General features: G+C 69.6%; 23 protein-coding genes and 1 tRNA gene. 14 read left to right on the top strand and 10 right to left on the bottom strand.

Translation table 11 applies throughout. The annotated features are described in order from the left end of the window. Nucleotides 1-44 precede the first annotated feature (44 nt). On the top strand, nt 45-503 hold the full coding sequence (locus C7H75_RS12410; protein WP_013415999.1) for a MarR family winged helix-turn-helix transcriptional regulator: 459 nt from the start codon (nt 45-47) through the stop codon (nt 501-503). On the opposite strand, the gene C7H75_RS12405 is transcribed toward C7H75_RS12410, so the two are convergent. The 4 genes from C7H75_RS12405 to C7H75_RS12390 are packed head-to-tail and all read right to left on the bottom strand — an operon-like array spanning nt 500 to nt 3,531. Further along, entirely contained in the window at nt 500-1,321 is an 822-nt protein-coding gene (locus C7H75_RS12405) for an Rv2133c family protein (RefSeq protein WP_064058807.1), read from the bottom strand. The two genes, C7H75_RS12410 and C7H75_RS12405, sit on opposite strands and share 4 nt — an antisense overlap. Before the next feature lie 5 nt (nt 1,322-1,326). Further along, nucleotides 1,327-1,920, bottom strand: a complete 594-nt coding sequence (locus C7H75_RS12400) for an Rv2134c family protein (RefSeq protein WP_005513266.1) — start codon at nt 1,918-1,920, stop codon at nt 1,327-1,329. 39 nt (nt 1,921-1,959) lie between these two features. Continuing rightward, nucleotides 1,960-2,649, bottom strand: coding sequence for a histidine phosphatase family protein (locus tag C7H75_RS12395; protein WP_005513268.1), 690 nt, complete (start codon nt 2,647-2,649; stop codon nt 1,960-1,962). A 36-nt stretch (nt 2,650-2,685) separates the two neighbouring features. Continuing rightward, nucleotides 2,686-3,531: an undecaprenyl-diphosphate phosphatase gene (locus C7H75_RS12390; protein WP_175271880.1), complete on the bottom strand. Its 846-nt coding sequence runs from the start codon at nt 3,529-3,531 to the stop codon at nt 2,686-2,688. A 207-nt stretch (nt 3,532-3,738) separates the two neighbouring features. Here C7H75_RS12390 and C7H75_RS12385 point away from each other — a divergent pair, with 207 nt between their 5' ends. From C7H75_RS12385 to C7H75_RS12355, 7 genes are all read left to right on the top strand, one after another. Beyond that, on the top strand, nt 3,739-4,674 hold the full coding sequence (locus C7H75_RS12385) for an aldo/keto reductase (protein ID WP_005513270.1): 936 nt from the start codon (nt 3,739-3,741) through the stop codon (nt 4,672-4,674). Between the two features lie 116 nt (nt 4,675-4,790). After that, the gene (locus C7H75_RS12380; RefSeq protein WP_005513272.1) at nt 4,791-5,474 is read left to right on the top strand and encodes a biliverdin-producing heme oxygenase; all 684 of its coding nucleotides are present in this window, start codon (nt 4,791-4,793) and stop codon (nt 5,472-5,474) included. Continuing rightward, nucleotides 5,471-6,490 (top strand): heme/hemin ABC transporter substrate-binding protein, encoded by a 1,020-nt coding sequence (locus tag C7H75_RS12375; RefSeq protein WP_064079101.1) that lies wholly within the window; start codon nt 5,471-5,473, stop codon nt 6,488-6,490. The genes C7H75_RS12380 and C7H75_RS12375 overlap by 4 nt, the downstream gene beginning before the upstream one ends. After that, nucleotides 6,487-7,545: a FecCD family ABC transporter permease gene (locus C7H75_RS12370; RefSeq protein WP_005513274.1), complete on the top strand. Its 1,059-nt coding sequence runs from the start codon at nt 6,487-6,489 to the stop codon at nt 7,543-7,545. The genes C7H75_RS12375 and C7H75_RS12370 overlap by 4 nt, the downstream gene beginning before the upstream one ends. After that, entirely contained in the window at nt 7,545-8,411 is an 867-nt protein-coding gene (locus tag C7H75_RS12365; protein WP_005513276.1) for a heme ABC transporter ATP-binding protein, read from the top strand. Before C7H75_RS12370 ends, C7H75_RS12365 begins: the two co-directional genes overlap by 1 nt. Before the next feature lie 124 nt (nt 8,412-8,535). Then, nucleotides 8,536-9,531, top strand: coding sequence for an NHL repeat-containing protein (locus C7H75_RS12360; protein ID WP_013415993.1), 996 nt, complete (start codon nt 8,536-8,538; stop codon nt 9,529-9,531). Nucleotides 9,532-9,577: 46 nt separating this feature from the next. After that, a complete protein-coding gene (locus tag C7H75_RS12355; protein WP_106851397.1) occupies nt 9,578-10,648 on the top strand; it encodes a quinone-dependent dihydroorotate dehydrogenase in 1,071 nt (356 codons plus the stop codon). A 61-nt stretch (nt 10,649-10,709) separates the two neighbouring features. Here C7H75_RS12355 and C7H75_RS12350 read toward each other — a convergent pair whose 3' ends face one another. Then, nucleotides 10,710-11,240: a YbhB/YbcL family Raf kinase inhibitor-like protein gene (locus tag C7H75_RS12350; RefSeq protein ID WP_005513280.1), complete on the bottom strand. Its 531-nt coding sequence runs from the start codon at nt 11,238-11,240 to the stop codon at nt 10,710-10,712. A gap of 20 nt (nt 11,241-11,260) precedes the next feature. Beyond that, nucleotides 11,261-12,616, bottom strand: coding sequence for a M20/M25/M40 family metallo-hydrolase (locus tag C7H75_RS12345; RefSeq protein ID WP_013415991.1), 1,356 nt, complete (start codon nt 12,614-12,616; stop codon nt 11,261-11,263). Nucleotides 12,617-12,824: 208 nt separating this feature from the next. On the opposite strand from C7H75_RS12345, the gene C7H75_RS12340 reads away from it, so the two are divergent. Continuing rightward, nucleotides 12,825-12,910, top strand: a tRNA-Leu gene (locus C7H75_RS12340). A 94-nt stretch (nt 12,911-13,004) separates the two neighbouring features. On the opposite strand, the gene C7H75_RS12335 is transcribed toward C7H75_RS12340, so the two are convergent. Continuing rightward, nucleotides 13,005-14,219, bottom strand: coding sequence for a S8 family peptidase (locus tag C7H75_RS12335; RefSeq protein WP_013415990.1), 1,215 nt, complete (start codon nt 14,217-14,219; stop codon nt 13,005-13,007). A 212-nt stretch (nt 14,220-14,431) separates the two neighbouring features. Between C7H75_RS12335 and C7H75_RS12330 the strand changes: the two genes are divergently transcribed. The 4 genes from C7H75_RS12330 to C7H75_RS12315 all read left to right on the top strand — a co-directional run bounded on the left by C7H75_RS12330 (nt 14,432) and on the right by C7H75_RS12315 (nt 18,100). Further along, entirely contained in the window at nt 14,432-15,886 is a 1,455-nt protein-coding gene (locus C7H75_RS12330) for an SDR family NAD(P)-dependent oxidoreductase (RefSeq protein WP_022595891.1), read from the top strand. A 91-nt stretch (nt 15,887-15,977) separates the two neighbouring features. Next, nucleotides 15,978-16,373: a universal stress protein gene (locus tag C7H75_RS12325; protein WP_005513287.1), complete on the top strand. Its 396-nt coding sequence runs from the start codon at nt 15,978-15,980 to the stop codon at nt 16,371-16,373. A gap of 57 nt (nt 16,374-16,430) precedes the next feature. Continuing rightward, entirely contained in the window at nt 16,431-16,808 is a 378-nt protein-coding gene (locus tag C7H75_RS12320) for a DUF2784 domain-containing protein (RefSeq protein ID WP_013415988.1), read from the top strand. Nucleotides 16,809-16,849: 41 nt separating this feature from the next. Continuing rightward, complete coding sequence (locus C7H75_RS12315) at nt 16,850-18,100, top strand: saccharopine dehydrogenase family protein (protein ID WP_005513290.1); 1,251 nt, start codon at nt 16,850-16,852, stop codon at nt 18,098-18,100. Nucleotides 18,101-18,103: 3 nt separating this feature from the next. On the opposite strand, the gene C7H75_RS12310 is transcribed toward C7H75_RS12315, so the two are convergent. Both C7H75_RS12310 and C7H75_RS12305 read right to left on the bottom strand, forming a co-directional pair. Next, nucleotides 18,104-18,979, bottom strand: a complete 876-nt coding sequence (locus C7H75_RS12310; RefSeq protein ID WP_005513291.1) for a class II glutamine amidotransferase — start codon at nt 18,977-18,979, stop codon at nt 18,104-18,106. An 81-nt stretch (nt 18,980-19,060) separates the two neighbouring features. Beyond that, a complete protein-coding gene (locus C7H75_RS12305) occupies nt 19,061-19,588 on the bottom strand; it encodes a DinB family protein (protein ID WP_022595883.1) in 528 nt (175 codons plus the stop codon). 149 nt (nt 19,589-19,737) lie between these two features. Between C7H75_RS12305 and C7H75_RS12300 the strand changes: the two genes are divergently transcribed. Continuing rightward, complete coding sequence (locus tag C7H75_RS12300) at nt 19,738-21,000, top strand: CoA transferase (protein WP_233281908.1); 1,263 nt, start codon at nt 19,738-19,740, stop codon at nt 20,998-21,000. Here C7H75_RS12300 and C7H75_RS12295 read toward each other — a convergent pair. Continuing rightward, nucleotides 20,952-21,662, bottom strand: a complete 711-nt coding sequence (locus C7H75_RS12295; protein WP_233281907.1) for a lysoplasmalogenase — start codon at nt 21,660-21,662, stop codon at nt 20,952-20,954. The two genes, C7H75_RS12300 and C7H75_RS12295, sit on opposite strands and share 49 nt — an antisense overlap. Nucleotides 21,663-21,712: the final 50 nt, after the last annotated feature.

The raw sequence follows: 21,712 nt of genomic DNA, 5'->3' as shown, positions 1-21,712 counted from the left end.
CTCGGAGTTTATTCAGCCCACTGAACAATTGCACGGAGACGCCCTTGACCGAGCCCGCCCCGAACCGTCCGCCGGAGACCGGAGGCTTCGACACCTGGCCCACGGGCCGGTTGCTGTCGACCGCGGCTCGCCTGGTCGAGCACTCGTGGGAACAGGTGCTGCGCGTACACGGCACCACCCACGCCGGATTGATCGCGCTGCACAGTCTCACCGACGGACCCCGCTCCCAGCGCGACATGGCGCGCGCGTGCCGGGTCACCGACCAGACGATGAGCCGCACCGTCGAGCGGCTCGAGCGCGGCGGCTTCGTCACCCGCGCCACCGATCCCGGCGACGAACGTCGACAACGCGTCACGATCACCGCGTCGGGCCGCGACATCTACACCCGACTGCTCGCCCTCGAACAGGACGACGACTCGCTCACCGCGGGTGTTTCCGATCCCCCCGCGCTACGCGCGCTCCTGATCGAACTGATCCGCGCCCGCCACGAACCGGCGGATTAGAACGCCGGCCACGGAATGGGCCGGGAGCCCGACGGATGCGGCATGACCGGATCCCGGACCAGCATCCGCACGCGGTCGCGCAATGCGTCGATCTCCCGGAACGTGATGTGCTCGGCCAGCACCGCGGGCAGTTCGTCGCCGGAGAGGCGCTCGGCGAGCGCAGCCAAATCGGCTACGAGGTCGTCCGCGATCGACGTGCCCGCCCATCCCCACAGCACCGTCCGGAGCTTGTTCTCCTCGTGCAGGCAGATGCCGTGATCCACGCCGTACACCCAGCCGTCGACGCCCTCGAGCGCGTGGCCACCCTTGCGGTCCGCGTTGTTCAGCACCACGTCGAGCACGGCCATCCGCTGCAGCCGCGGGTCGTCGGCATGGATCAGCGAGACCTCTGCACCCTGGACGTCGAGCGCCCGCAGCACCTCGAGCCAGCCCGGTGGCACCTCCTCGGGCGGGCAGATGTCCACCAGATCGGGTTGGCCGCCCTCCTCGGGACGGCGCTCCGGGGTCTCGATCCACCGTTGGACCATGCCCGGACCGAACGGACCGTCCCGCAGGATGGTGGGCGGGATGACGCCCCAGCCGAGTTCCTCGGAAATCAGGTACGAGGCCACCTCGCGCCCGGCGAGGGTCCCGTCCGGAAAGTCCCAGAGCGGCTGCTCGCCGCGAATCGGCTTGTACACACACCGCACCGATCGCCCGTCCGTCGACGCATCACACACGAGGGTCGCGTTACTGGCGTGCACGATACGGCCGACCAGGGTCAGCTCGCCCTCCGCGAGCAGTGCACCGTCGGCAGGATCGAGAGGCTCGATCGGCACCGCGGTCAGAGCTCTTCCCCGAACTCGACGGAGGAATCGAACCCGGCGATCCGGCGATAGCCGTTGGTGCGGATGCACACGTGTCCGTCCGCACCGAGCGGTTCCCCGCACAGGGGACACGGGGCGCGCCCGGCCGCGACGACCCGCTCGGACCGCAACGCGAACTCGCGGGCCTGCAACGGGGTCAGGAACACGCGAACGGCGTCGGGGCCTTCTTCCGTGTCGTCGAGAACCACCGACTCGTCGAACTCGGTCTCGCTCACCGCGAGCAACTCGACCACGACCGACTCCGCCTCGGCGTCCCAGCCGAGTCCCATCGTGCCCACCCGGAACTCCACGTCCAGCGGCGTCACCAACGGGCTCAGATCGTCCAGCTCGCCGGTCTCGGGCGGCACCGCCGTGCCGAACCGGCGATGAACCTCCTCGAGGAGCAGACCCATCCTGTCCGCGAGCACCTGCACCTGCTGCTTCTCGAGCAGCACGCTCACCACCCGGGCGTCGTGCACGGCCTGGAGATAGAAGGACCGGTCGCCCGGCTCGCCGACCGTCCCCGCTACGAATCGATCAGGGGTGCGGAAAACGTGTATCGCGCGCGGCATTGCACCTCCTCGAATTCTTCGTACCGCCTCATTATCCGCCTAGTCGCCGTTACCGACCTCACCTCCGGGAACGGGCTCGCGCGCGTCGGGCTTGTGCCCCTGCCCGTCGAGGCCGCTCAAGTCTCCGCCGGTGTCGTTCATACGCAGGACGTACGGTCTGGTGTCCGTGTACCGGATCACGCTGATCGAGGCGGGCTCGGTGACGATTCGCTGGAATCCGTCGAGGTGCGTGCCGACCGCGTCGGCGAGCACCGCCTTGATCACGTCGCCGTGACTGCAGGCCACCCACAGCACGTCGCCGCCGTGTTCCTCGGCGAGTCGCCGATCGTGCTCCCGCACCGCGACGACGGCACGTGCCTGAACCTGGGCCAGGCCTTCCCCGCCGGGGAAGACAGCCGCGGAGGCGTGCTGCTGGACGACCTTCCAGAGCGGTTCCTCGACGAGTTCCTTCAGCTCACGCCCGGTCCACTGTCCGTAGTCGACCTCGACCAATCGGTCGTCGACTCGGGGGGTGAGGCCACGATCGACGGCCAACGGAGCGACCGTCTGCTCGCAGCGCAGCAGCGGCGAATGGACGATCTCCACCACCGAGAGTCCGGCCAAACGCTCGACCACCCTCTTCGCCTGCTCCACACCCAACTCGTCGAGTGCGACGCCCGACGAGCGACCGGCCAGTGTGCGGGCCGTGTTCGCGGTCGAACGTCCGTGTCGGAGCAGGATCACCGTCATGCGTCACAGCCTAGTGGGATCGGGCTCGGACGCCGGTCACGTCGCCGAGACCACGCCGGTCGCGAGCAACACGAGCACGAGCGTCCCGAGCGCGATGCGGTATCCGACGAACCAGTACATCGAGTGGTTGACGACGAAGCGGAGCAGCCACGCGATCGAGGCGTAGCCGATGGCGAACGCGATGAGCGTCGCGACCAGCAGCTGCGGACCGGAGGCGTTGAGTCCCTCACCTGCGGGCTCGAATGCATCCGGGAGACTGAACAACCCGGACGCCACGACGGCCGGGATCGCCAGCAGGAACGAGTACCTGGCGGCGGCCTCACGGGTCAGACCCAGGAACAGGCCCGCGCTGATGGTGCCGCCCGAGCGGGAGACACCCGGAATGAGTGCGAGCGCCTGCGCCGAACCCATGATGATGCCGTCCCGGGCCCGCAGGTCCTCGATGGGACGGGTCTTGCGGCCGTAGTACTCGGCTGCGGCGATCACCAGCGCGAACACGATCAGCATGGTCGCGATCAGCCAGAGATTCCTTGCGCCGGTACGAATCTGGTCCTTGAACAGAAAGCCCAGCACGCCCACCGGAATCGTGCCGAGGATCACATACCAGCCCATGCGGTAGTCGAGGTCCGAGCGGTGCTCGGCATGCAGCAGGCCCCGGAACCACGCGACGACGATGCGCCCGATGTCGCGCGCGAAGTACAGCAGCACAGCAGCTTCCGTGCCCAACTGGGTCACGGCGGTGAAGGACGCGCCGGCGTCGGTGCCGAAGAAGATCTCGGACACGATGCGCAGATGTCCGGACGAGGAGATCGGCAGGAACTCCGTCAGACCCTGCACCGCCCCCAGGACGATCGCCTGTAGCCAGGTCATGGCCTCGCCGATCACGCGCGGCACCCCGAGCCACTCGAGAAACGGGCAGTACCGCGGATGAGGTTGGGGGCATCCGGATTACACGCATGTAGTCCAATTTTCACGGCTCAGACGGTACCCGGCGTGGCTGTACTCGGCGCGCCGTGCGCGCTACTAGTGTTCTTGATCGGCGGGTGCCACCCGCCGACGAATTCATCCGGTGTCGAGGCGTGGGCGGTTATGGAATACAGAGCAGTGGGAACGAGCGGGCTGCGAGTGTCGAGGCTCGGTCTGGGCACCCTGCACTGGGGCAGGGACACCGACGGCGACGAGGCTGCCGCACAGCTGTCCGCTTTCGTCGACGCGGGCGGCACACTCGTCGACACCTCCCCCGCCTACGGCGACGGCAAGGCGCAGCGCCTACTCGCCGAACTCCTCGACGACGTCGTGCCGCGCGACTACCTCATCCTCGGCGGCAGCGCCGGGATCAACCCCTTCGCGCCGCCCGAGCAGCGGGTGGACTGCTCGCGCCGCGGACTGCTCACGCAACTCGACGCGACGCTGCGGGAACTCGGCACCGACCACCTCGACATGTGGCAGGTCGCGACGTGGGATCGGCTGACGCCCGTCGACGAGATCGCCGACACCCTCGACTTCGCGGTCACCAGCGGACGGGTGCGCTACACCGGCGCCCGGGGCTACCTCGGCTGGCAGCTGGCCACCGCCGCGGGCCGCTCGGGGCCGGGGCGACTGGTCGCCACCCAGGCCGAGTACTCGCTGCTCGCGCGGGGGGTCGAGGAAGAGTTGCTGCCGGCGGCGGCACACCACGGCATCGGCGTCTTCGCAGCGGTGCCGCTCGCAGGCGGCGTACTGACCGGCAAGTACCGGGACGGCATCCCGGCCGATTCCCGCGGCGCGGACCCCGCCCATGCCTCAGAGGTGCGCAGCTACCTCACCGAGTCGTCGATCCGGGTCGTCGACGCCGTCCTCACCGCCGCGGACGGGCTCGGCACGTCACCGCTCGCGGTCGCGCTCGCGTGGGCGCGCGACCGTCCCGGTATCGCGAGTGCCGTGGTCGGCGCTCGGGATCTGGCCCAGCTGACGGGCGTGCTGTCCGCCGAAGACCTCCGGCTTCCCCCGGCAATCGCTGCGGCGTTGGACGACGTGAGCGCGTGAATCGGGCGCGCGTCCAACTTTCGATTGATTCCCGGTATTTAGCGACGACAACCATGCGAGGATAGGCTAACCTCGTGTCCGTTGAGTTCGACGGATGTCGACGTGAAGGAGATCACATGGACGTGCTGGACCAGGGTACCGAAGCCGGCGAACTCGCCGGTTTCGCCGAGCGCATCAAGAGCGAGACCGATGCTGCTCACCGCGCCACCGAGCAGTCCCGATTCGTGGGTGATCTCCTCGCGGGCAAGCTCACCGAGGAGGGCTACGCGGCCCTGCTGGCGCAGACGTACCTGGTGTACGAAGCACTCGAGCGCGCTGCCGAGGCGCACGTCGCCGACCCCATCGCCGCGCCCTTCATCACCGACGACCTCGTCCGGCTGCCGTCCCTCGCCGCGGACCTCGAATTCCTCCTCGGACCCGGCTGGCGCGACCAGGTCGTCGCGACTCCCGCGACCGCCGCATACGTCGCCCGCCTCGAGGAGGTGGCGTTCGACTCGGCCGCCGATTTCGTGGCGCACCATTACCTGCGCTACATGGGCGACCTCTCGGGCGGCCAGATCATCCGCCGCATGCTCGAGCGCGCCTACGGCTACGAGGTCGACGGACTGCGCTTCTACATCTTCGACCGGATCGCCAAGCCGAAGGTCTTCAAGGACGAGTACCGCGCCAACCTCGACGCAGCACCGCTCTCCCCCGAGGAACAGGCTCGCTTCATCGCCGAGGTCAACCTCGCCTACGGTCTCAACGGTGCCCTCTTCGCGGACCTCGAAGCCGACATCGATCGTTACCTTGTGAAATGAGATCTGTGCTCTCCCGGCTCCTCGTCGTGGCCGCCTCGGCCGCGACCGTGGTCTCGCTCGCCGCGTGTACGTCGGTCCCCACCGGCGACACCGAGCAGCGCGGCCGGACCACCGCGGTGGTCGCCGACGCCGATCCGCGACCCGTCTCGAACGACCCCGTGCCCCAACTGCCGGTCACGGTGCGCAGCTTCGACGGCGTCGACGTCACCGTGACCGATGCCAGTCGCATCGTCACCGCGGACCGCTACGGCACGCTGACGGAGACGGTGTTCGCCCTCGGACTCGGCGACAACGTCGTCGGCCGCGACACGGCGTCGGCGTTCCCGGCTGCGAAGGACATCCCGAACGTCACCCCCGGCGGCCAGGCGATGAACGCGGAAGCGATCCTGAACCTCGCACCCACCGTCGTGCTGACCGACACCAGCATCGGCCCCAAGTCCGTCCAGGACCAGTTGCGTGCGGCCGGTGTCCCGGTGATCTTCTTCGATCCGACGCGCACCCTCGCGGGCGTCCCGGGGCAGATAACCGCCGTGGCGCAGGCGCTGGGCGTGCCGGGCCAGGGAGAGCAGCTCGTCGCGCGCACCGAACAGGAGATCGCGGACGCGAAGGCCATGGTCCCGGCCGGGTCCGAGAACTTGAAGATCGCCTTCCTCTACATGCGTGGGCCGTCGATCACCATGCTCGCCGGCCCCGGTTCGGGAGCCGATTCGCTGATCGCCGCGCTCGGGGCCACCGACGCCGGGACCGCGTCCGGACTGACCAGTGAGTTCGTTCCCATCACGAGTGAGGCCATGATCGCGTCGGCCCCGGACGTCATCCTGATGATGAGCGGTGGCCTCCAGTCGATCGGCGGCGTCGACGGGCTCGAGAAGATCCCGGGCATCGCGCAGACACCCGCGGGCCGCAACGAACGTGTCGTCGACATGGCAGACACCATGCTGCTCAGCTTCGGTTCCAACACCGGCCAGGTTCTGGCGGCACTGGCCGAGGCGATCTACCACCCCGACGCGGGATGAGCACCGCCGTCGCCAGCCGGCCGAGAGTGCGGCCCGGTGCCGTCGTCGTCGGGCTGGTGGTCCTGCTGGCCCTGCTGGCGCTCGCGTCGGCATGCATCGGCCAGGTGCCCACCAGCCCCGCCGAGGTCCTCGGCAGCATCGCGCACCGCGTCGGACTCGACATCGGACCCATGCCGTCGCATCCCAGCGGCGAGGTGACGCTGTGGCAGGTGCGCTTCCCGCGGGTGATCCTCGCGATCCTCGTCGGGGCGGCGTTGGGCTGTTCGGGCGCCCTCCTGCAGGGCGTGTTCTCCAATCCGCTCGCGGAACCCGGCGTCATCGGCGTCTCCGCGGGCGCGGCCGTCGGCGCCAGCGCGGCCATCGTCCTGGGCGGCGCGTTCACCGCGGGCCCCGCGGTGGCGGGCGCGGCGTTCGTGGCCGGCCTCGTCACCACGACATTGGTCTACCTGCTCGCCCGCTCGGACGGCCGCACCGAGGTCGTCACGCTCGTGCTCACGGGTGTCGCGATCAACGCCTTCGCGGGTGGTCTCATCGCGTTCTTCACGTTCGTGGCCAGCCCCGCGGCCCGCGACCAGATCGTCTTCTGGCAACTCGGCAGTCTCAACGGCGCCACCTGGAATGCCGTCGCGATCGTCGCTCCCATGGCGATCGCCGGTATCGCGGCGTCGATGCTGATCGCCCCCAAGCTGGACCTGCTCGCCCTCGGCGAGAGCGCGGCCCGGCATCTCGGCGTCGATGTCGAGAAGCTGCGCCTGATCGCCATCGTCATCGTCGCGGTGCTGGTCTCGTCCGGCGTCGCGTTCACCGGCATCATCCTGTTCGTCGGCCTGGTCGTCCCGCACGTGATGCGCATGCTGGTCGGCCCCGGACACCGTCTGCTGCTACCCGCCAGCGTGCTCGGCGGCGCGGTGGTCCTCCTCGCCGCCGACCTCGGTTCGCGCACCCTCGTGGAGAACGCCGATCTGCCGCTCGGCATGCTCACCTCGCTCGTCGGCGGGCCCTTCTTCTTCTGGCTCCTCCGCCGCACCCGGTCCCGGCAGGGAGGGTGGGCCTGATGGCATCGCTGCTCGACCGGGCCCGCAACCTGTTCGGTCGCGAGGTCACGGGACCGGGACGTACCGAGCCGGGCGCCGTCACCATGCGGGCCACCGGCATCAGCGTCGAACGCGGCGGCCGCATCGTCCTCGACGGCGTCGACATCACGGTTCGCGCGGGCGAGGTCCTCGCCCTCGTCGGGCCGAACGGCGCCGGCAAGTCGACACTGCTGGCCGCACTGTCCGGGGACCAGCCCGTCGCGAATGGCACCGTGGAACTCGACGGCCGGCCGCTCTCCGCGTGGACACCGGCCGAGATGTCGCGTCGCCGCGCGGTGCTGCCGCAGCAGCACACCGTCGGATTCTCGTTCACCGCTCGCGACGTGGTGCGCATGGGACGCGCCCCGTGGCAGCGCACCGATCGCAGCGCCGACGACGAGAAGGTCGTCGACGAGAGCCTGGCGATCTGTGACGTCGCGCACCTCGCCGATCGACCGTTCAGCGTCCTGTCCGGCGGGGAACGGGCCCGCGTCGCCCTGGCCCGGGTCCTCGCGCAGGACACCGAGACGGTCCTCCTCGACGAGCCCACTGCGGCGCTGGACCTGGGTCATCAGGAGTCGGTGATGACGATCGCACGGGCCCGGGCCGCGAACGGCGCCGCTGTCGTCGTCGTGCTGCACGACCTGGGGTTGGCCGCTGCCTACGCCGACCGCATCTGCATCCTCGAGGATGGGCGTGCCGCAGCCGACGGCACACCCGCCGAGGTCTTCACCGAGGAACTGCTCAGCCGCGTGTACGGGCATCCGGTCGAAGTGTTCGAGCATCCCCGTTCGGGCGCCACGCTGGTCCTTCCGCGCCGCGACGACGGTACTGCCACGCGGCACTGACCGCGTGTGGGTGTCGCGCGCCTCACGAACAGGCCGACTCGAATTCCGACGGTCGGTGTCGATCATGGATGCTAGAGGCGAGCGACCACGCAGCACCCCTGCATCATCTCCGAGGAGCACACCCATGCGAGTAACCGCACCGCGCATCACCGCTTGCACGATCGGGGCCGCGCTGCTGTTGCTCACCGGGTGCTCGAGCGAGAAGGACGGTGACGATCTCCAGACGATCGAACCGGCCACCGCTGCAGTCGCCCCGGCCGCGGCCACACCGTCCGGATCGGTCGAGTCCCTCGGGCGCCCGGTGGACGCTCTCGCGTTCGACCCGGCCACCGACACCACGGCGATTCTCACCGACGGCGGCGCGAACCTGCTGCTGCGAGGTGCGGGTGAGCCGCGCTCCGTCACGCTCGACGGCCGGGCCGTCGACATGACCGTCGCCGCCGAGGGCCGACTGCTGCTCCCGATGGACGGCCGGGTGCAGATCGTGGACGCGGCCTCCGGGGAGAAGTCGGCAGTCACGGTCGACGGCGACGCCCGGTCCGCTCTCTTCCTGCCCGACGGCAAGCTCGCCGTGGGTCTTGCCGGCGGCAAGGTTCAGCTCGTCGACCCCACCACGAGCGAGGTCACCGAGACGATCTCCGGGCTCGCATCGGTCGACGAACTCGCCCTCACCGACGGAGATCTGAGCGCCCTGGACCGCCGTCAGACGTCGCTCACCGAAATCGATCTGGGTGACTCGTCGCTCGGCATGGCGTTGCGCGCCGGCGAGGGCGCCACGCAACTCGTCACCGACGAGCACGAGCGGATCCTCGTCACCGACACCGCGGGGGACGAACTGCTGGTCTTCACGACCGATCCGCTGATGATGCGCCAGCGCTACCCCGTCCCGCACGCCCCCTACGCGCTCGCGTACGACAATCGCACCGACCTGGTGTGGGTGACACTCACGGGCAACAACAAGGTCGTCGGCTACGACCTGTCCACCGGCGTGCCCGTGGAGAAGAACCGTTTCGACACCGTCCGTCAGCCGAACTCGGTCACGGTCGACACCGCGACGGGCACGCTCGTCGTCGGGTCGGCCACCGGCGACGGCCTGCAGCGGATCCCGCTCGCGGGCTGATCGACACCACCCATCACGTTTCCGGCATCCTGCCTCGAGGAGATTCGTGTACTACCTGCTTCTTCGTCTGATGTTCCGGGTCCCCCCGGAACGCATCCACCACCTCGCGTTCGCGGCGATGCGGCTCGTCACGCGCTTCGCGCCGATCCGCGCGCTGGTCGCGAAGGTGCTCGTCGTCGACGATCCCGCGCTGAGCACCACGGCGTTCGGCGTCGACTTCCCGGCCCCGGTGGGCCTGGCCGCCGGCTTCGACAAGGACGCGACGGGTGTCGACACGTGGGGTCCGCTGGGCTTCGGCTTCGCCGAGGTCGGCACCGTCACCGCGCAGGCGCAGCCCGGAAACCCGGCCCCGCGACTGTTCCGGCTGCCCGACGACCGGGCCCTGGTCAACCGGATGGGCTTCAACAACCACGGCGCCGGCAATGCCGCCAACCACCTCCGTCACCGTCGCGGCGACGTGCCGATCGGCGCCAACATCGGCAAGACGAAGATCGTTCCGGCCGAGGACGCACCGGGCGACTACACCGCGAGCGCCCGGTTGCTGGGCCCGCTGGCCGACTTCCTCGTCGTCAACGTCAGTTCCCCCAACACGCCGGGCCTGCGGGATCTGCAGGCCGTCGAGTCGCTGCGCCCGCTGCTGCAGGCCGTGCTCGACACCGTGCACATCCCGGTGCTCGTGAAGATCGCGCCGGACCTGTCCGACGAGGACGTCGACGCGGTCGCCGATCTCGCGGTGGAGCTGGGGCTGGCCGGCATCGTCGCCACCAACACCACGATCTCGCGGACGGGGCTGAACACCCCGCAGTCCAGGATCGAGGAGATCGGCGCGGGCGGACTGTCCGGTGCGCCGGTGGCCGCGCGTTCACTCGAGGTGCTGCGCCGCCTGCACGGCCGGGTGGGCGACAAGTTGGTTCTGATCTCGGTGGGCGGTATCGAGACAGCGGACCAGGCGTGGGAGCGGATCCTCGCGGGCGCGACGCTCGTGCAGGGCTACACCGGCTTCATCTACGGCGGCCCCTTCTACGCCAAGAAGCTGCACAAGGGCCTGGCCCGCAAGGTTCGCGAGGCCGGTTTCCGGTCCATCGCCGATGCCGTGGGCGCCGGCGCGCGGACGTAGCCCCGCACGCGTCGAGGGCCCGTCACCGTTGATCCGGTGGCGGGCCCTCGACGGTGGAAAGCTACTTCTGCTCGTAGGTTCCGGTGATCACCGCGCGCCCGATCGCGTGCGAGAACAGGTTGAAGCCGAGGAATGCCGGCTTCGAGTCCGCGGTGATGTCGAGGTGATCGACGTCCACCGCGTGGACCGCGAACATGTAGCGGTGCGGCCCGTGCCCCTTGGGCGGGCATGCACCCAGGTACCGGGCGAGACCGCCGTCGTTCTCCAGCGTCACGGCGCCGGCGGGCAGCCCGGATCCGTTCTCGTCTCCGGCGTCCGCGGCCAGCGACGTCGTGCCGACCGGGATGTTCGCGACCGCCCAGTGCCAGAAACCGGATGCGGTCGGGGCGTCCGGGTCGAACATCGTGACGGCGAAGCTCTTGGTCTCGGGAGGGAATCCCGACCACGACAACTGCGGGGACACGTCGTGGCCGCCCGCCCCGAAGATCCCGCTGACCTGATCGTTCTTCAGCGGCGCACCGTCCGTCACGTCGTCGGACGTCAGCGTGAAGGACGGCAGGGCGGGAAGGTCGTCGTACGGGTTGTGCGACATGTGGGAGTCCTCTCTCTCGATCAGCTGTGCATCAGGAAATGTTCCATCACCCGGGTGCCGAAGCGGAGGGCGTCGACGGGCACACGCTCGTCCACACCGTGGAAGAGCGCCGCGAAGTCCAGGTCCGGCGGCAGCCGCAGCGGCGCGAAGCCGAAGCAGCGGATCCCCAGGCGCGCGAATGCCTTTGCGTCGGTTCCTGCCGACAACATGTACGGCACGGTGCGTCCGTTCGGATCGTGCGCGAGGATCGCGTCGTTCATGGCGTCGACCAGATCCCCGTCGAACGTCGTCTCGTACGAGTCCAGCTTGGTGATCCATTCGCGAGTGACGTTCGGGCCGATCAGCGCGTCCACTTCCCGCTCGAACGCGGCCTGCCGCCCCGGCAGTACGCGGCAGTCGAACACGGCCTCGGCCGTCTGCGGGATGACGTTGGCCTTGTAGCCCGCCTTCAGCATCGTCGGGTTCGCGGTGTCGCGCAGTGTCGCACCGATGATGCGCGCGATGCTGCCCAGCTTCGCGAGGGTGCCGTCGATGTCCGGGGAGTGCGGATCGAAGTCGACACCGGTCTCCTCCGCCAGGACGGTGAGGAATTCGGCAACCGAGTCGGACATCACGAGCGGGAAGGTGTGGTTGCCCAGCCGGGATACCGCGTCCGCGAGGATCGTCACCGCGTTGTCCTCGTGCAGGAACGATCCGTGGCCCGCCGTGGCCTTCGCGGTCAGTCGCATCCACCCGAGTCCCTTCTCGGCCGTCTCGACGAGATAGAGGCGCTTCTCCGTGCCGTCCGCGCGCGGGACGGTCAGCGAGAAGCCGCCTACTTCGCCCACGGCCTCGGTGACACCCTCGAACAGATCGGGCCGGTGGTCGACGAGCCACTGGCATCCGTACTTGCCGCCGGCCTCCTCGTCCGCGACGAACGCGAACAGGATGTCGCGCGGGGGCACCGTGCCCTCGGCCTTGAACTGCCGGGCGAGCGCGAGCATCATGCCGCACATGTCCTTCATGTCGACCGCGCCGCGGCCCCACACGTAGCCGTCCTCGACTGCACCCGAGAACGGATGCACGCTCCAGTCGGCGGGCTCCGCGGGGACGACGTCGAGGTGGCCGTGCATCAGCAGCGTCCCCCGCGCCGGGTCCGCGCCCTTCAGTCGCGCGAAGACGTTTCCGCGCCCGGGGGCGCCCGACTCGACGTACTCGGTCTCGTAGCCGACCTCCTCGAGCCTCGCCTGCACCCACAGGGCGCACTCTCGCTCCCCCTTGGTCGTCTCGAGCTCACCGGTGTTCGACGTGTCGAACCGGATCAGGGAACTGACGAGCTCGACGACCTCGGATTCGGCGCGGCCCGGGGACCCCTCCGACGACCGATCCGACGTCACTGCTTCTCCATTTGCTGCCACCCCACTTTCCTACCACCGTCGGGCGCCCCACCGATGAACCGACAAGCCCACATATAAGCCGCAAAAACCACCCCTGACCAGCCGATTTTGGACCTGGCGCAATATCGGATAATCTTTCCAGGCACCCGGAGAACGGGGGCAGACGAAGAACAACTGAAGGCCCCGCGAACAGGCGGGAAAGCAACGAGTCCGAGTGGCGGAATGGCAGACGCGCTAGCTTGAGGTGCTAGTGTCCTATTAACGGACGTGGGGGTTCAAGTCCCCCCTCGGACACTCTGAGTTGAGACAGACGACGAAGACCCCGGTTCATCGAACCGGGGTCTTCGTCGTTCTCCATCCACCCCCCGGGATCGGTCCGCTCTCGTCGTCAGGAGCGCATGGTCCCGGCTCTCCGATCCACGCGGTGCGCCTCCGCCAGTTCCCGCACCGCGAGATCCTTGGCACACACCAACAGCGAGCCCAGCGCGCTCACGCGAGGAAACGTCGACTCGGTGTGATTGACGTTGTCGTGGTCGTCCGCACCGTCGTACACGACGGTCGAGCCTCGGGCCAGCCACCGCTTGACGTCCGCGACCGTCGGCAGATGCCCCGTCGTCCGCAGGTGGAACGACTGCAGCAACGCCACCACGCCCAGCACGACGGGTGTCGCCTGGCTCGCGCCGTACTGGATCGACTCACCGGTGTCGTTGAGGATGCCCGACGACGTGATCGGCGAGCCCGGTGCGAATGTGTCCGTCGCGCAGGGCCCTCCGATCGTCCGGTGCAGGCGCTGCGTGAACGGCGTCAGCCTGTCGGAGTCCGATGCGAACGCCTTGGCGCCGTCGCGGTACCGGAAGCTGCCCTCGTCGGCGTCGTACACCGCACCGACACTGATGGTCTGCCGGAAGATCGCCGGGTAACACATTCCCTGCATGCCGCCGTGCGCGTAGTAGTCGTTGCCGGCCGCGAGGCAACAGCACACGCCCTCGTCCGTCAGCTCCTGCAGCAGCGCCCCGATCGCGTCACCGGGCATGTCGGTGTCGGTGGTCCGGTTGTCGGCCGCGCCGGTGGCCAGGCACAGCGCCGAGATGCCCAGCATGGAGCGGCGGTCGAGCAGCCAGTCGAGCGCGTCACGGATGTCGGCGAACCGCCCGGTGCCGGCGTTCGACAGGACCTTCACGGGCACGATCCGCGCGTTCGGTGCGATCCCGGTGTGGATCCGCCCGGCGCAGGCGATCCCCGCGACGGACGTGCCGTGGCCGTGGCCGTCGGTCACCTCCGACGGGTCACCTCCGTAGTCGGACGTGAAGTTGCGGCCCGGCACGACACGTCCCGCGAAGTCGACGTGCGTCGACCGCAGGCCCGTGTCGAGGACCGCGACGGTGATTCCGGATCCCGACACGTTGAAGTCGCGGCGCGCCTCCGGCGCCCGCACCAGCAGGTCCACCTCGGTCAGTTCCGGAAGAAACGGCCCGTCCTTCTGGAGCGGTGCTTCGACCGGTACGACGGCCTCGCCGTGCAGCGCCTCGAAGGTACCGACGACGGCGCCCGACCCCGACCGGTCCGTCGCGGATCGTCCGGAGGAACCGTTCGACTCGTTCATTGTCCTCACCCTCCTCGAGGGTCATCTCTCGAGCGGGGGCTGCCCGGGGGGCAGTCCCCCTGGTAGCTCACATGCTCCTCCGGCGGGGCTGCCGTGTCACCAGCCCGGCGAGCGTGAATCGGCGACTCGTGCGGTCGGTAGAATGTCCGGTCGGCCCACCCACATCCGGGGCGAGCGGCCTCCACTCGAGATCAGGACTGAGTTACCCACCGATGGCACAACCGATGACCGGGATCGACCCCACCGACCTCGACGTCTGCCTGCGAGTGCTGTCGGAGGCATCCTCGCTCGACGCCGACCACCCCGACTCCGTCGCACTGCAGCGCGCCGTCGGCAACCTGTTCAAGAAGCTCAAGCGTCGCCGCCGCAACGAGACGCGCGACGCGGTCTCCGAGGCCGATCGCGCCGTCGTCGCCGCAACCGCGACGGGTTCGCCCGACCGCATCGACGACGAGACCGCCGGAATCCCGCTGACGTCGAACACGGTCGGCGCCACCGCGGGAACGCTCATCCGGCCGCGCCCGTGCTACATCTGCAAGCAGCGGTACACCCAGGTGGACGCGTTCTACCACCAGCTGTGCCCCGACTGCGCGGCCGCCAGTCACGCGAAGCGGGACCAGCGCACCGATCTGACCGGGCGCCGGGCCCTGCTCACCGGAGGCCGCGCCAAGATCGGCATGTACATCGCGTTGCGGCTGCTGCGCGACGGCGCCCACCTGACGATCACCACCCGGTTCCCGAACGACGCCATCCGGCGTTTCAAGGCCATGGAGGACAGCGCCGACTGGATCCACCGCCTGAGGGTGGTCGGCATCGACCTGCGCGATCCCGCGCAGGTGGTCGCGCTGGCCGATTCCGTTGCGGCGCAGGGGCCCCTCGACATCCTGATCAACAACGCTGCGCAGACGGTGCGCCGCTCCCCCGGGGCGTACAGCGCGCTGGCCGACGCCGAGTCCGGGCCGCTGCCGGCCGGAGAGCTGCCCGACGTCGTGACGTTCGGCAAGACCAGCGACGCGCACCCGGCCGCGCTGGCCGGTTCGCTGTCCACGTCCGCGCTGGCCGCGTCCGCGAACCTGACCGCCGAAGAGGTGAGTTCCCTCGCTCTCGTCGCCGGTTCCGCAACCCCGGCCCGGATCGAACAGGGTGTCGCGATCGACGCCGGCGGGCTGCTGCCCGATCTGGCGCACACCAACAGCTGGGTCCAGACGGTGAGCGAGGTCGATCCCATCGAGTTGCTCGAGGTGCAGCTGTGCAACTCGGTCGCGCCGTTCATCCTCGTCTCGCGGCTGCGTCCGTCGATGGCGGCGGCCGCGGCTCGGCGGAAGTACGTGGTGAACGTCTCGGCGATGGAGGGCCAGTTCAGCCGCGCCTACAAGGGCCCGGGCCACCCCCACACCAACATGGCCAAGGCCGCGCTGAACATGCTCACCCGCACGAGCGCCAAGGAGATGCTCGACGACGGCATCCTCATGACGGCCGTCGACACCGGCTGGATCACCGACGAGCGCCCGCACTACACGAAGCTGCGCCTGGCCGACGAAGGTTTCCACGCCCCGCTCGACCTGGTGGACGGCGCAGCCCGGGTCTACGACCCGATCGTGCAGGGCGAGGCGGGCGTGGATCTCTACGGGTGCTTCCTCAAGGACTACCGGCCGTCACCCTGGTGAGCGCGGAGAGCGACGTGTGCCACACCGGCATTCCGCGGCGGAGCGGGGATACTGGGTGGGCGTACCGATCACTCCCTGCTCTGGAGGCCTGATGGCGATTGCCGTTGCACACAGCGACAGCCCGGAAGGCCGCGTGGCCATGGTGTACGCCGCGCGGGAAGCCATGCAGCGTCGCGAACAGCTGCTCGTGTTGCAGGTGCTCGACGATGCCGGCAGCGACGCCGACCGCGAGGCCCTGCGCGCGGAGGTACAGACCGTGCTCGACGCCGGCGGGGTCGGCGAATCCCCGTGGGAACTGCGGACGTGCGAGCACAGCGGGGACCGCGTCGGCGCTCTCGTCGACCTCGTCGCCGACAGCGGCGCCGGACTGTTCGTGGCGGGCAGCAAACGGATGTCTCCGATCGGCAAGTTCCTGCTCGAACGGTCGCTGCAACGCATCCTGCTCGAGGTCGACGTTCCGGTGCTGGTGGTGAAGGAACCGCAGTAGCCTGGACCCAGGTCCCACTCCCGAAGACCCGTCCCGATTCGCCGGGGAGGTGGCGCGGTGCCGTATGGGTTTCTCGTGGACGCCACGGTCCTCGTCCACCTGGCGTTCCTCGGGTACGTGGTGGCGGGTGGCTTTCTCGCGTGGCGATGGCGTCGGACGATCTGGCTGCACGTCGCGGCGGTGGCATGGGGGTTCGCCACGGTGCTCGTCGGATTCGACTGCCCTCTCACGCACCTCGAGAACTGGGCCCGGGGCAAGGCCGGGGAGCAGCAACTGCCGTCGGACGGATTCATCGCGCACTACTTGACCGGTGTGCTCTACCCGACCGACGCCCTCGACGTGGTCCGGGCGCTCGTCGCGCTGTGCGTGGTGGCGTCGTGGATCGGTTTCGTGACGCTCCGGCATCGCGGTAGCGGACGCCGCGCCCCCGTGTGACTTTCCTCGCACGATTTCTTACCCGCTAGTAGGGTCGTCGTATGACCTCTGAACAGCGCACCCGCACGCTCGACGTCGTCGTCTACGGCGCCACCGGATTCGTCGGGCGCCTGGTCGCCGAGTATCTCGCACGCAGCGCGCCGGGCGGTACCCGCATCGGCCTGGCGGGCCGCTCGATCGACCGGCTCGAACGTGTCCGGGCGGAACTGGGTCCGGCCGCGGCGGATTGGCCGCTTCTGCGGGCGGACGCGAAGGACGAGCAGTCGTTGCGAGATCTCGCCGCCGCCACCCACGTGGTCGCGACCACCGTCGGGCCGTACGCCAAGTACGGGCTGCCGCTCGTCGCAGCGTGCGCGGAAGCGGGAACCGATTACGTCGACCTCACCGGGGAGACGCCCTTCGCGCGGGAGAGCATCGACCGCTTCCACGACAAGGCCGTCGCGAGTGGCGCCCGAATCGTCCACTCGTGCGGATTCGACTCGATCCCTTCGGATCTCGGCGTACACGTGCTGCACCGGCGCGTCCAGGCGGACGGTGCCGGTGACCTCACCGACACCACGCTGGTGGTCACCTCGATGCGTGGCGGCGTCAGCGGCGGCACCATCGATTCGTTGCGGACCCAACTCGATGCCACCAAGCGCGATGCCGAGCTGCGCCGGATCACCGTCTCGCCGTACTCGCTCAGCCCGGATCGGGCGGCGGAACCGGATCTCGGCCGCCAGCCCGACATGGCCCTCGTGCGCGGGTCGGACATCAGGCCGGGGATGGCGGGATGGAAGGCACCCTTCTTCATGGGCCCGTACAACACGCGGGTGGTCCGCCGCTCCAACGCCCTCTCCGGCTACGCATACGGCAAACACTTCCGGTACCGCGAGGTGATGAACGTCGGGTCGTCGTTCGTGTCCCCCGTGCTGGCCGGAGCCGTGGCCGCGGGCATGGGTGCGTTGGTCGGCGGATTGCTGTTCCCGCCGACCCGTTGGGTGCTCGACCGTGTGCTGCCCAAGCCGGGAGAGGGACCGAGCGAGAAGGCGCGGCGCAGCGGCCACTTCACGATCGACCTGTACGGCGACACGACGTCCGGCGCCCGCTACACCAGCCGAATCGCCGCGCAGGGCGACCCCGGGTACGCGGCGACGGCGGTCATGTTCGGCGAGTCGGCGCTGGCGTTGGCGTTGCAGCGCGACGAGCTACCCGATCGTGCCGGCGTCCTCACCCCCGCGACCGCGATGGGCGACGTGCTGGCCGACCGCCTGCGCGCTGCGGGATTCGAGATCCGCGCCGAACCGGCCTGACCGTCAGGCGCCGCTCTGCCCCTGCGACGACGCGGCGTGCTCGGACAGATCCGCGAGTGTCAACCGATGGTTCGGCGGTCGCTCGCGGATCATCGTCCGGGTCACTTCGTGGTTCGGCCCCACGTGCAGAAGCTCGCCCGGGCACAACGACTCCCAGTCGGGATCCTCGTCCATCGGTTCGGTCGCGACCACGACCGCCGGCAGGGTTGCGAGCGCACCCGACCTGGCCCGGACGGTGCCCGCAGTGCTCGCGTGGTCGAGGTGTCGCCGCCCGCTGGGGCCTCCGGGACGGCGCCGCAGCACCATGAGGTCGTCGGTGTCCGGGTAGCGGAACGCCCACATCTGTTCCGCCTCGATCAGGACGAAATTGATCGAGAGCATCCGCAGGTTGTCGGCGATCCAGCCGACCGCGGCCGTGATCCCGGCAGCCACGTCGCCGTCGTTCTCGTCGATGTGCCGGGTGATGAGCGCGAAGTAGCGCTCGGAGTCGGTGTCCCCCTGCACCAGATCGCGGTAGTCCCCCAGTTCCGCCTCCAGCTTCGGCAAGTCCTCGATCACCCCGTTGTGCGCGAACAGTCGGCCCCTCTGCTCGAACGGGTGGGTGTCGGCGAGGTTGTTCGCGCCCGTGGTCGCGTACCGCACGTGCGCGACGAACGTGGCCGACTCGCGTTCCTTGGCCTCCCACGCGAACCGGCTGTCCTCGTACGCGGCGACGGGCTGCTTCTCGAGCCGTGGAGTCCCGTCCTCGGTGAACGTGCCCAAGCCGGTCCCGTCCGGCATCCGCCGGCTCTGCTGGGCGAGGCTGTCCTGCGCATCGAGCAACCAGAACGTGGCGTGCACGCGGTGCGGGGCGGCTGACATTCCGAACAGTCGACACATGGTCGTCGTCCTCCTGACGTCGAGGCCGGTCTCGCACCAGTATGAACGCGCACACCCTCCCGGTGTGCGCGTTCGCCGCCGTCAGAACTCCATGCCGGCGTCGGCGCCCATCTGCATCGTCGTGTTCGCCCCGTCCAACGACTCGCGGATGATGTCCGCGTGGCCCGAATGGTGCGAAGTCTCGCGCAGCACGTGCAGCAGCACCCGGCGTGCGGTCCACCACTGCCGTTCCGGTGCCCACGGTGCGGTCGGCAGCGGGACGAGCAGGTCGAGGTCGTCGAGCGACGCGACCACCCGCGCGGTCTCCTGCGCGGTTGCCCGATAGTCGTCGAGCAGACCGGCGAGGGTCTCGTCCTCGGTCATCGTGTACGTCGCCATCGCAGTCTCCATGTCGAACTCCGCGGTCTCGTCGCGCTCGACGATCTTGCGCACCCAGTCCCGCTCGGTGTGGGTCACGTGCTTGACCAGACCCCCGAGCGTGAGGTCGCTCACGGTCGAACGCGTCCGGGCCTGCTCGTCGTCGATCCCCCGCACGGTGATCAGGAAGTTGTGGCGCTGATCGTCGAGCAGCGCAAGGATGTCGGCGCGTCCGCTGTCGATTCCACTCATGGTGTTTCGTCCTTCGGTCGGTGTGGGTCGAGCTCGATGAAAACCACGCTACGAGCTATTGCGGACACATTCGGTCCGCAATAGCGAGGCGGGCGAAACTCGGGTGTCGGCGGCAGGCAGATCCTCGGCCGGGCCCTAGCCTTCACGAGGTGACTCCCCCGACTCATGCGTTCCTGGCGGCCCGGTTGCCCGCCTTCGACCTCGCGGTGCACGCGGTGTCCGCATTCGCGACGGCAGCCGACGCGATGCGGGTCGCGACCGGGCACGCACCGCACGGGGTGACCATCGCTCCGGAGCGGATCGCCGCCTCGTTCGCCGGTGACCGGATGTTCCGCCGAGACGGCCGACCGGTCGCGGGGTTCGCGGAGTTGTCGGGCTTCTTCGACGTCGCGGACGGCTGGATCCGCACGCATGCGAACTATCCCCACCACCGCGCCCGACTGACCGACATCGTCGAACTGCCCGCGGACTGCTCGCGAGCAGAATTCGCCCGACGTGTCGCGACCCTGTCCGGCGCAGAAGTGGAGGAGCGGGCAGCCGCGGGCGAGGCGATCGCGGTCCGCGTCCGCACCGAGCAGGAGTGGGCATCGAGTGCCGCCGGTGTCGCGGCAGCGTCGGGCGCACTCGTGAGCGTTCACGCCCGCAGCGACCGGTCGTCGCACCGAGCGACGGGTACCGCCTCGCAACCGCTGACCGGGGTGCGCGTTCTGGATCTCACCCGCGTGATCGCCGGCCCGGTCGCGTCGCGCGCGCTCGCGTTGCTCGGGGCCGACGTGTTGCGGATCGATCCACCGGCCCTGCCCGAGATCGCGTGGCAGCATCTCGAGAACGGGCAGGGAAAGCGGTCGGCGCTGCTCGACCTGCGGGACGCCGGTGGACTCGAACGGTTCCGGACACTGCTCACCCGCTCCGACATCCTGCTCACCGGGTACCGGCCGGGCGCCATCGAGTCCCTGATCGGCGACGCCGCCGGGTACCGTCCCGGGTTGATCCACGGCCGGGTCTGCGCCTGGGGTCACCGCGGCCCCTGGGCCGGCCGCCGCGGCTTCGACAGCATCGTGCAGGCCGCGTCGGGCATCGCGCTGGTCGAGGGCGACGGACGACCCGGCGCCCTGCCCGCGCAGATCCTCGACCACGCGTCGGGTTACCTGCTGGCGTCCGGCGTGCTGGACGCCCTCGCCCGCCGCCACCACGACGGCGGCGGACACGACGTCGACGTCTCCCTCGCGTGCACCGCAGCCTGGCTGCTCGCCGCTCCCGGTCGGCGCGCCGAACCGCCGGTCGCGGCGGCGCCGGGGCCCGCCACGGTCGTCACCCGTGACGGGATCACCACGGCACGGCCACCGCTGCCGGAGTTCCCCGACTATCCCTTTCCGGCGAGAGCCTGGGGCGCGGACACGGCCGAGTGGTGACCGCGGTCTCGCGCGAGCACTCCCAGCACGATCAGCACCTGCGCAGCGATGTACGTCGCCATGATCCAGAATCCTTCCGCCGGGGGCTCGAACCGATCGGCGAAGGCGCCGAGCGCGATCATGCCGTCCGAGACCAGGAACAGACCGCCGCCGATCGCCGCGGTGCGCCCGAGTCCCGCCGACAGCACCGCCATGGCCCCGAGCGCTGTCCCGTATACCAGTGCGGGAACCAGTAGGGCCCCGGCGCCCGGCGCGCACGCGGCGACGAGCAGTACGACGGCGACGGCGTACACCGCGACCAGGCCGGCGTGTCGGCGTATCACCCCGCGCCCGTTGAACGGCACGAAAGCGGCGATATACGTCGCCTGAGCCGCCAGGAAGAAGCCCACCATCAGCAGGAACGCCGTGTCCCCGTCGGCGAGGTCGGGGGCGGTGTCGCCGAGCCACGAGAAGCCCAGCGCGATCAGGACCAGAATCACCAGCCGCGTGCGCGGCGTCTCGGTCGACAGCCACACGATCGCCGCCAGCACAGGCATGAAGAACCACTGGGTGACGTTCGCGACCGCGCCGGCATCGACTAGTTGGGCGGCGAGATGCGCGACCCCGAGGAGCACGAAAACCGTCCAGGCGACCCGAACCGAACGGCTCCGCTGCGAGTTCATCGTCACATGGTAGGACCGGGACGCCGCGGCGCCGCCGAACCCCGGCTCGA

It is taken from the genome of Rhodococcus (subgen. Prescottella) equi, assembly GCF_003013675.1.
GTDB lineage: Bacteria > Actinomycetota > Actinomycetes > Mycobacteriales > Mycobacteriaceae > Prescottella > Prescottella equi.
This window is presented reverse-complemented; position numbering and strand designations above follow the sequence as displayed.

What these genes read in the sequence shown, in the direction of transcription:
- C7H75_RS12315 (WP_005513290.1), top strand. Translation starts at nt 16,850, where the DNA reads ATGACCTCTGAACAGCGCACCCGCACGCTCGACGTCGTCGTCTACGGC.
- C7H75_RS12365 (WP_005513276.1), top strand. Translation starts at nt 7,545, where the DNA reads ATGGCATCGCTGCTCGACCGGGCCCGCAACCTGTTCGGTCGCGAGGTC.
- C7H75_RS12325 (WP_005513287.1), top strand. Translation starts at nt 15,978, where the DNA reads ATGGCGATTGCCGTTGCACACAGCGACAGCCCGGAAGGCCGCGTGGCC.
- C7H75_RS12360 (WP_013415993.1), top strand. Translation starts at nt 8,536, where the DNA reads ATGCGAGTAACCGCACCGCGCATCACCGCTTGCACGATCGGGGCCGCG.
- C7H75_RS12305 (WP_022595883.1), bottom strand. Translation starts at nt 19,588, where the DNA reads ATGAGTGGAATCGACAGCGGACGCGCCGACATCCTTGCGCTGCTCGAC.
- C7H75_RS12380 (WP_005513272.1), top strand. Translation starts at nt 4,791, where the DNA reads ATGGACGTGCTGGACCAGGGTACCGAAGCCGGCGAACTCGCCGGTTTC.
- C7H75_RS12395 (WP_005513268.1), bottom strand. Translation starts at nt 2,649, where the DNA reads ATGACGGTGATCCTGCTCCGACACGGACGTTCGACCGCGAACACGGCC.
- C7H75_RS12330 (WP_022595891.1), top strand. Translation starts at nt 14,432, where the DNA reads ATGGCACAACCGATGACCGGGATCGACCCCACCGACCTCGACGTCTGC.
- C7H75_RS12400 (WP_005513266.1), bottom strand. Translation starts at nt 1,920, where the DNA reads ATGCCGCGCGCGATACACGTTTTCCGCACCCCTGATCGATTCGTAGCG.
- C7H75_RS12385 (WP_005513270.1), top strand. Translation starts at nt 3,739, where the DNA reads ATGGAATACAGAGCAGTGGGAACGAGCGGGCTGCGAGTGTCGAGGCTC.
- C7H75_RS12370 (WP_005513274.1), top strand. Translation starts at nt 6,487, where the DNA reads ATGAGCACCGCCGTCGCCAGCCGGCCGAGAGTGCGGCCCGGTGCCGTC.
- C7H75_RS12350 (WP_005513280.1), bottom strand. Translation starts at nt 11,240, where the DNA reads ATGTCGCACAACCCGTACGACGACCTTCCCGCCCTGCCGTCCTTCACG.
- C7H75_RS12310 (WP_005513291.1), bottom strand. Translation starts at nt 18,979, where the DNA reads ATGTGTCGACTGTTCGGAATGTCAGCCGCCCCGCACCGCGTGCACGCC.
- C7H75_RS12375 (WP_064079101.1), top strand. Translation starts at nt 5,471, where the DNA reads ATGAGATCTGTGCTCTCCCGGCTCCTCGTCGTGGCCGCCTCGGCCGCG.
- C7H75_RS12295 (WP_233281907.1), bottom strand. Translation starts at nt 21,662, where the DNA reads ATGAACTCGCAGCGGAGCCGTTCGGTTCGGGTCGCCTGGACGGTTTTC.
- C7H75_RS12335 (WP_013415990.1), bottom strand. Translation starts at nt 14,219, where the DNA reads ATGAACGAGTCGAACGGTTCCTCCGGACGATCCGCGACGGACCGGTCG.